The sequence below is a fragment of the Streptoalloteichus hindustanus genome (genome assembly GCF_900129375.1).
In the GTDB taxonomy this organism is placed as follows: domain Bacteria; phylum Actinomycetota; class Actinomycetes; order Mycobacteriales; family Pseudonocardiaceae; genus Streptoalloteichus; species Streptoalloteichus hindustanus.
In genome coordinates this window covers 150,248-158,286 of sequence record NZ_FQVN01000010.1, presented here as the reverse complement: position 1 = coordinate 158,286, position 8,039 = coordinate 150,248, and the positions used below count along the sequence as shown (strand labels likewise).

Genomic DNA, 8,039 nt, shown 5'->3' with positions numbered 1-8,039 from the left:
CAGCGCCGATGGTACTGCACTCGTGGGGGTGTGGGAGAGTAGGACGCCGCCGAACTTTTGTTGGGGTTGTGGCCCGCACCGTGTGGTGCGGGCCATGACTCGTTTGTGGGGTTTGTTGGGTGTGTGGGGGGCCTTGTGGCCCCCCTTTTTTTGTTGGTGTGGGGCTTGTCCTCTAGGGCGGGTGGGGGCTGTCCCGAGAACGTGGGGCCAGGGTGCTGGCGGGAGCGTTCTCTGAGGGTCGGCCTCGGGCGCTGAAGGGCTGTGTGGTTGCCGGCCTGGGTGTGGAGAGCCAGTCGAGCCTGATCCGAGGCCGTGGAGTTTCGAGGCGCGGAGACGGCGAGGCCGGGTGAGACATCCGGTCGCGTGTGTTCCGGGACCCCGCGGTCGAAGCGGGTTGAACAGCCAGGTGAATGCCGGCTCGGAGAGGTCCCAGGGCTGCGAGAGCGCGAGCCCGGCGCACGCTGTCGGCGCGGAGGACGAGGCTCCCCGGTGCGGTGGCGCCCGGCGTGCGGGCCGGCCCGGACGCCACCGCGGGCGGACTGACGTGCCGGTGTGGTCCCGGCCCTGGGGGTACACCGGTCCACCTCGTGCTCACGCCAGCCAGGCGCGTGTCCGTACGAACTCCGGCCCCTGCTTCCGGTGTCCGTGCGGCGCGCCGTCCACCCGGCGGCTGTCGTCGGGGAGCTTGACGCTCGGGTGGACGTCATTCATGTTGCCCGGGGATGACGGGGCCGCGCATCGTGCGATCGTCCAAGTCCCGATGGTCGCCGGTCGTAGCCCGGAGGGGTGAGAAACGCGCCGGTCGACCGATTCGTGCTGTTCAGCCCGGGTCTCGATACCCGGATGGGCGCGAGACGACCGGCGCGGGCCGTTCGGCTCGCGACCTGATGGACCAGACCACTGCCTCCGGTCGGCAGGTGGTTCGGCGGCCGGAGGAAAGCGCTTACGGGGAAGCTGACGATACCTGTCCTGACTCCGCCGTGACTGCTGGTTTTCTGCCTCGGTCAACGATTCGGGAAGTGGCCGTGCCGGCCTTCCCCTGCGGCGAACCGGGCGGCGCCCGGGCCCGCGTCCGCGGCGAGGGAACGCAGCCCGTGCCGGAACTCCGCGGCCATGGCCCGGTCCTCCGGCTCCCCCTCCTGGTCGAGCAGGGAGAGCCGGTCGTGACGCAGGCAGGTCTGGGGGAACGCGGCGAGCCGCCGGGCGAGCTGGTGCGCCTCCGCCCTCGCCCGGCCGGTCGGGACGACGCGGTTCACCAGGCCGATCCGCAGCGCCTCCTCGGCGTCGACCGGTCGGCCGGTCAGCACCAGGTCCATGGCGTGGCTCAGGCCGACCAGCCGGGGGAGGCGGACGGTCCCGCCGTCGATCAGCGGCACGCCCCAGCGGCGGCAGAAGACGCCGAGCACGGCGTCGGCCTCGGCGATCCGCAGGTCGCACCACAACGCCAGTTCGAGCCCGCCGGCCACCGCGTGGCCGCTGATCGCGGCGATCACCGGTTTGCCGAGCCGGAGCCGGGTGGGTCCCATCGGGCCGTCGCCGTCGGGTGCCACGCGGTTCCCGCGCTCGGTGCCGACCGCCTTCAGGTCCGCGCCGGAGCAGAACGTCCCGCCCTCGCCCCACAACACCGCCACGGCGGCCTCGGGATCGGCGTCGAACTCCCGGAACGCCTCGGCGAGGGCGTGGGCGGTCGGCCCGTCGACGGCGTTGCGGACTTCGGGCCGCGCGAGCACCACGGTCGTGACGGGGCCGTCGCGCTCCACCCGGACGGCGGGCCGGGCAGCGGGGTCGCCCACGAGCCTCACCCCACCTTCGGCGTCGCGCGTTCCAGGATGGCCGCGGTGTTCACCGTGGCGGACAGGGCGCCGAAGGCGAGGCCGCCCTCGTCGCCCAGCCGCGACGCGCAGAACGCGTCCGCCACGGCGGGGTGCCCGTGCCGCACCAGGAGACTTCCCTGGAGTGCCAGGGCCATCCGCTCGACCAGGCGGCGCGCGCCCGCCGCCACGGTGTCGCCGTCCGTCGCGGGCAGGGTGGCGAGCTCCCGCCGCAGCCGCCCCACAGCGGCGTCCAGGCGGGGGTCACCGCCGGCCGCGGCGTCCAGCTCGGCCAGGAACGCCCCCACGGACCCGGGCTCCCGCGCCATGGCGCGCAGGACGTCGAGCGCGGCCACGTTGCCCGAGCCCTCCCAGATCGACACCAGCGGCGCCTCCCGGTACAGCCGGGGGAGGCCGGAGTCCTCGACGTACCCGTTGCCGCCCAGGCACTCCAGCGCCTCGGCCGCGTGCGGGGCCGCGCGCTTGCACACCCAGTACTTGCTCACGGCCAGCGCCAGTCGGCGGAACGCGGCCTCGTGCTCGTCGCCGGCCACCGCGCGGTCCGTGGCCCCGGCCAGGCGCAGCGCCGTGGTGGTGGCGGCCTCCGACTCGACGGCCAGGTCGGCCAGGACGCTGCGCATCAGGGGCGCGTCGGCCAGTCGTCGGCCGAACGCCGACCGGTGGGCGGCGTGGTGCGCGGCGTGGGCGACGCCGAGGCGCATGCCCGCCGCCGCCCCGAGCACGCAGTCGAGCCGGGTGGTGTTGACCATCTCGATGATGGTCCGCACGCCCCGCCCCTCCTCGCCGACCAGCCAGCCGGCAGCCTCCTCGTACTCGACCTCGGCGGAGGCGTTCGAGCGGTTGCCCAGTTTGTCCTTGAGCCGCTGGAAGCGCAGCCGGTTGCGGGAGCCGTCCGGCAGCACCCGGGGCAGCAGGAAGCAGGACAGGCCGCCGGGGGCCTGGGCGAGCGTGAGGAACAGGTCCGACATCGGCGCCGAGGTGAACCACTTGTGGCCGGTGAGCCGGTAGCCACCGTCGCCGGCGGGGACGGCGCGGGTGGTGTTGGCGCGCACGTCCGAGCCGCCCTGCTTCTCGGTCATGGACATGCCGGCGACGAGTCCGCGCTTCGCCTCCGGCGGTCGGGTCCCCGGTTCGTAGTGCGGGGCGGCGAGCAGCGGCTCGAAGCGCTCGGCGAGGTCGGGTGCGCGCCGCAGGGCGGGCACCGAGGCGTAGGTCATCGAGATCGGGCACCCGTGGCCGGCCTCGACCTGGCTCCAGACGAGGAAGGCCGCCGCGCGGGCGGTGTGCGCGCCGGGCTCGGCGGACCGCCAGGGGGCGGCGTGCAGGCCGTGCCGGACCGCGACGCCCATCAGCTCGTGCCACGCGGGGTGGAACTCCACCTCGTCCACCCGGTGGCCGTATCGGTCGTGCGTGTGCAGCACCGGGGTGTGGGTGTTGGCCAGGCGGCCCCACTCCTGGGCCTGTTCGCCGCCGGCGAGGCGCCCCAGCTCGCGCAGGCGGCCCTCGGACCACCCGGCGCCCTCCCTGCGCAGCGCCTCCAGCAACGCCGGGTCGTCGGCGACGTCGTGGTCCACCAGGGGCGGAACCTGGTTGACGACCTCGTGCGTGGCGCGCATGGCTCCTCCAACGGCTCGTCGGCGGTGGCAACCACCGTACGGAGGTGATCAACCCCGACGGTTGGTCAACACCGACGGGCGTTCCGCCGTGCCGCCGTTCCGCCGTGCCGCGCGGACCCGCCGGTCAGGCGTCGCCGTAGACGGGGATCGCCGCGCCGCTGATCGGCGTGGCGTCCGGTCCGCACAGGAAGGCCACGACCCGGGCGATCGCCTCCGGGGCGACGGCCTTCGCGACCGCCGAGCGCGGCATCCACTCCCGGTTCGCCGGGGTGTCGATGACGGACGGGAGCACGCAGTTGACCCGGACCCGTTGGGGGCGCAGCTCGTGGGCGAGCACCTGGGTGACGCGCAGGACGGCGGCCTTGGCCGCGGCGTAGGCCACGGGGGCGGCGCCCTCGACCGCGGCCCGCGCGGCGACGGTGACGATCGAGCCTCCCCCGACCGCCACCATCCGGGGCGCTGCGGCCTGGAGGCACCAGAGGCCGGTGACCAGGTTCGTGTCCATCATGGTCGTGACGTCGCCGAGGTGGAGGTCGGGCAGTCGGGCGGAGGCGAACCCGCCGGCCACCGCCACCAGCGCGGCGGTCGGCCCCAGGGCGTCGATCCGCTCCCACGCGCCGTGCACGGCGTCGCGGTCGGTCAGGTCGAGGCTGACGCCCAACACCACGTCGTCGGAGTGCGCCAGCTCGTCGAAGCGGTGGCCGGCGCGGTCGAGCCCGACCACCCGGTGGCCGCGCCCGGTGAACTCTCTCGCCACCGCCCGGCCCAGGGCGCCCGCCGCCCCGGTCACCACGACGACCCCGTCCCCGGCGTCCGCCGCGCTCCTCGTGCCCTCCGTGCCCGATGCGGACATGGCGCTCGATGCGGACATGGCACCTCCACTCCCGCGCGTTCGCCCGATCGTCGCAGGCCGGCGAGCCGCGGGGCGGTCGTCGCCACCCGGCCGGGTGGGCTGGCCACCTCCGGATGTCACCCGCCGGGGCAGTGCCGGGCAGGGCGGGTGTGACCCGCGGTTTCCCGGGTGACCGCCCACGTGGGTCCTTCTTCCCAGTGAGGCGGCGGCCGTTCTCCGCGCGGGGTGCGAGGGCCTTTCGTGACGCATTGCGTCCACTGTCATTCCTTCGGGTGGTTATTCCCGCACGGTCAGGTTTCGGGTCCTGCTTCGGAACCGGGGGGCCGTCTATAAACGGGGCGTCAGATCGATCACGTCGGCGATCTCGTGGAGATCACGGGAGAGCGCCGTCGGCGGGTGACGGCGTGCACAGCGCCCCGTCAGGCCCAGCGCGCGCGGGAGGGTGGCCGGCTGCTTGACAGCCGGTCCGCGGCCCTGGCGCGGCCGGCGGGAACAGCGGAGGGCCGCATGGAGAGGATCCGACATCAGGCGGGCGACGGGCCGGCGGCGATCCCGGTCGACGCCCTGCCGGCGTTGGACGGCGAGTTGGTGGTGGACACGGCCAGCCGCGCCGCCCTGGCCGACGACTTCGGGCACACCGCGCACCGGCTCCCGCTGGCCGTGCTCCGACCGGCTTCGGTGGCCGACGTGGCGGCGATGCTGCGGTTCGCCGCCGCGCACGGCCTCCGCGCCACGCCCCGGGGTCAAGGGCACGCGACGGGCGGTCAGGCGCAGGTCAGCGACGGTGTGGTCATCGACATGCGCACGCTCGACACGGTGCACAAGGTGTTGCCGGACCGGGTCGTGGTGGACGCCGGCGCCCGCTGGAGCGATGTGCTCGTGGCGACCGTGCCGTCCGGCCTGACCCCGCCGGTGCTCACCGACTGCGTCGAGCTGACCGTGGGCGGAACGCTCGCCGTCGGCGGCGTCGGCGGCACCTCGCACCTGCACGGCCTCCAGACCGACAACGTGCTGGAGCTGGAGGTCGTGACGGGCGACGGGCGGGTGCGGACCTGTTCCCCGAACTACGACCGACCCCTGTTCGAGGCCGCGTTGGCCGGGCTCGGCCAGTGCGTGGTGATCGTGCGCGCGACCCTGCGCCTGGTCTCCGCGCAGTCCTCGGTGCGGCGCCACCGCCTCCACTACGGCGACCCGCGCCGGCTCCTCGCCGCCCAACGCCGCCTCGTGACCCACCACCGGTTCGACCACGTGACGGGCCACGCGCGCCCCGACGAGCACGGCGGGTGGGCGTACGTGCTGGAGGTCGGCCGCTTCCACACGCCCCCGGCGACGGCCGAGGACGAGACGGCGCTCGCCGACATCGCGCCGTGGGACGGCGAGGTCGAGACCAAGGACCTGCCCTACCTGGACTTCGTGTCGGGGACGGGCCGCGACGGCGACGAGCCGCCGGCGGCGGGGGAGTGGACTCGGGCGCACCCCTGGCTGGGCGCGTTCCTGCCCGACCTCTCGGCCGGGGAGGCCGTCGCCGACGTCATGGCGACGCTGACGGGGGAGGAGGTGGGTGAGGGCGGCCGCGTGGTGGTGCACCCGACCACGACGGACCGGTTCAACACACCCCTGTTCCGGGTTCCGGGCGGGCCGGTCGTCGTCCACGTCGCCCTGCTCCGCGCGGCCCCGCCCGACGACCCGGCCGCGATGGCCCGGATCACCTCGGCCAGCCGCGCCTTCTCCGAGCGGGTGCGGGCGGCGGGCGGCGCGGTCCACCCCACCGGGACGCCCCCGCTCACCAGGGACGACTGGCAGGCGCACTTCGGGCCGGTGTGGCCGCGGTTCGCCGCCGCCAAGGGGCGCTACGACCCGCACCACGTGCTCACCCCGGGACAGCGGATCTTCCTGTCCTGACCGACCTCCGGCCGCACTCCGCCACCCGTCGCCGAGAGCGCTCGCTCTGAGAGCGACGTCACCAGGCCCGAGGAGTAGACCTCAAGGAAGGTCGACGTCCTACGTTCGGTCCCGACGCGCTGCCGATCACGGGGAAGCAGCGCCCAGGCTTCCTGGCCGCACCGGGACTCCCGTCGCGTGCCCGGCACGCCGCGGGGAAAGGACGTGACGATGAGAGCAGCGGTCTTCTCGACCCCGGGGCCGCCGGAGGTGCTCCAGGTGGCCGAGGTCGACGACCCGCAGGCCGGGCCGGGCGAGGTCCGGGTCCGGGTGCGCGCCGCCGGCGTGCAGCCGGTCGACGCGGGGGTGCGCACCGGCTTCGTGCTGCCCGGGACGGTTCCGAGCTACCCGCAGGCGCCGGGCAACGAGTTCGCCGGCGTGGTCGACCAGGTCGGCGAGGGCGTCACCGCGTTCTCCGTGGGTGACGAGGTGCTCGGGTACCGGTTGCTGTCCTGCTACGCCGAACTGGTCGTGGCGCCCGCCGACCAGATCGTCGCCAAGCCCGCGGACATGCCGTGGGAGGTGGCCGGCGGGCTCTCCGGCCCCGGTCAGACCGCCTACACCGCGCTGCGCGCGATCGGCGTCGGCCAGGGGGACACCGTGGTGGTCCACGGCGCCGCCGGCGGGGTCGGCACCATCGCGGTGCAGCTCGCCAGGGCCTGGGGCGCCACCGTGATCGGCACGGCGAGCGAGCGCAACCACGACTACCTCCGGGCGCTCGGCGCGATCCCGGTGAGCTACGGGGACGGCCTGGTGGACCGGGTGCGGGCGGTCGCGCCGAACGGCGTGGACGCCGCGTTGGACGGCGCCGGCGCGGAGGCCGCGCGGGCCTCGGTCGAGCTGGTGGCCGACCGGAGCCGGATCGGCACGATCGTCGCCTTCGACGTCGCCGAGGAGCTGGGGGTGCGGGCGATCCGCAGCCAGCGCAGCGCCGCCCGGCTCGCCGAGCTGGTCGAGCTGTACGAGAACGGGCAGCTGCGCGTCCACGTGCGCCGGACGTACCCGCTGGACCAGGCGGCGGACGCGCACCGCGAGATCGAGAAGGGGCACGGCCGGGGCAAGGTCGTGCTGGTGGTCGGCCGATGAGCGAGGGGGGAACGCGCATGCTGGTGGAGGTCTGGTCGGACATCCTGTGCCCGTGGTGCTACCTGGGGAAGCGCCGGCTTGAGACGGCGCTGGCCCGGTTCGAGCACCGCGACGCGGTCGAGGTGGTGTGGCGGAGCTTCGAGCTCCGGGCCGACGAGCCGACGGTGCCGGGCCGGTCGCTGCTGGACGTGATGGCCGGCTACGGCATGGACCGGGACGCGACGCTGGCGAAGTTCGCGCACATCGGGCAGCTCGGGGCGGCCGAGGGGTTGACGATCAGGCTGAGGACCGCCTGGCCGGTGAACACCTTCGACGCGCACCGGCTGACGCACTGGGCGGCGACCCACGGGCTGCGGAGTGAGCTGAAGGAACGCCTGTTCCGCGCCTACCACGAGGAGAACCGGGTCCTCTCCGAGCACGACACGCTGGCCGAGCTCGCGGGCGAGGTGGGACTCGACGTCGACCAGGCGCGGGAGGTCCTCGCCGGCGCCGCGTACGGCGAGGACGTGCGCGCGGACGAGCGGCGGGCCCAGGAGGTCGGGGTGAGCGCCGTGCCGACCTTCCTCGTCGACGGCCGGCGGGTCAGGTCCGGCGCGTTGACGTCCGACGCCCTGCTGAGCCTGCTGAAGGCGTCCTGGGCGGAGCGGGAGACGCAGCCCGCCTGATCCTCGACTGGCGGGTGGGGGACGGGCGCATCTCGTCCCCCACCCG

General features: G+C 74.8%; 6 protein-coding genes. 3 read left to right on the top strand and 3 right to left on the bottom strand.

Annotation, left to right across the window (positions count from 1 at the left end; translation table 11 throughout):
• Positions 1–1,004 precede the first annotated feature (1,004 nt).
• From BUE43_RS26695 to BUE43_RS26685, 3 genes are all read right to left on the bottom strand, one after another.
• Positions 1,005–1,793: a crotonase/enoyl-CoA hydratase family protein gene (locus BUE43_RS26695; RefSeq protein WP_073488531.1), complete on the bottom strand. Its 789-nt coding sequence runs from the start codon at positions 1,791–1,793 to the stop codon at positions 1,005–1,007.
• Between the two features lie 5 nt (positions 1,794–1,798).
• Positions 1,799–3,448: an acyl-CoA dehydrogenase family protein gene (locus tag BUE43_RS26690; RefSeq protein ID WP_073488480.1), complete on the bottom strand. Its 1,650-nt coding sequence runs from the start codon at positions 3,446–3,448 to the stop codon at positions 1,799–1,801.
• Between the two features lie 124 nt (positions 3,449–3,572).
• Positions 3,573–4,319: an SDR family NAD(P)-dependent oxidoreductase gene (locus BUE43_RS26685; RefSeq protein ID WP_234995942.1), complete on the bottom strand. Its 747-nt coding sequence runs from the start codon at positions 4,317–4,319 to the stop codon at positions 3,573–3,575.
• A 489-nt stretch (positions 4,320–4,808) separates the two neighbouring features.
• Here BUE43_RS26685 and BUE43_RS26680 point away from each other — a divergent pair, with 489 nt between their 5' ends.
• The 3 genes from BUE43_RS26680 (at position 4,809) to BUE43_RS26670 (ending at position 7,993) form a co-directional block, all read left to right on the top strand.
• On the top strand, positions 4,809–6,203 hold the full coding sequence (locus BUE43_RS26680) for an FAD-binding protein (protein WP_073488474.1): 1,395 nt from the start codon (positions 4,809–4,811) through the stop codon (positions 6,201–6,203).
• 210 nt (positions 6,204–6,413) lie between these two features.
• Entirely contained in the window at positions 6,414–7,328 is a 915-nt protein-coding gene (locus BUE43_RS26675; protein WP_073488471.1) for an NADP-dependent oxidoreductase, read from the top strand.
• Positions 7,325–7,993: a DsbA family oxidoreductase gene (locus BUE43_RS26670; RefSeq protein WP_073488468.1), complete on the top strand. Its 669-nt coding sequence runs from the start codon at positions 7,325–7,327 to the stop codon at positions 7,991–7,993. Before BUE43_RS26675 ends, BUE43_RS26670 begins: the two co-directional genes overlap by 4 nt.
• Positions 7,994–8,039 lie beyond the last annotated feature (46 nt).

What these genes read in the sequence shown, in the direction of transcription:
- BUE43_RS26685 (WP_234995942.1), bottom strand. Translation starts at nt 4,319, where the DNA reads ATGTCCGCATCGAGCGCCATGTCCGCATCGGGCACGGAGGGCACGAGG.
- BUE43_RS26670 (WP_073488468.1), top strand. Translation starts at nt 7,325, where the DNA reads ATGAGCGAGGGGGGAACGCGCATGCTGGTGGAGGTCTGGTCGGACATC.
- BUE43_RS26675 (WP_073488471.1), top strand. Translation starts at nt 6,414, where the DNA reads ATGAGAGCAGCGGTCTTCTCGACCCCGGGGCCGCCGGAGGTGCTCCAG.
- BUE43_RS26690 (WP_073488480.1), bottom strand. Translation starts at nt 3,448, where the DNA reads ATGCGCGCCACGCACGAGGTCGTCAACCAGGTTCCGCCCCTGGTGGAC.
- BUE43_RS26680 (WP_073488474.1), top strand. Translation starts at nt 4,809, where the DNA reads ATGGAGAGGATCCGACATCAGGCGGGCGACGGGCCGGCGGCGATCCCG.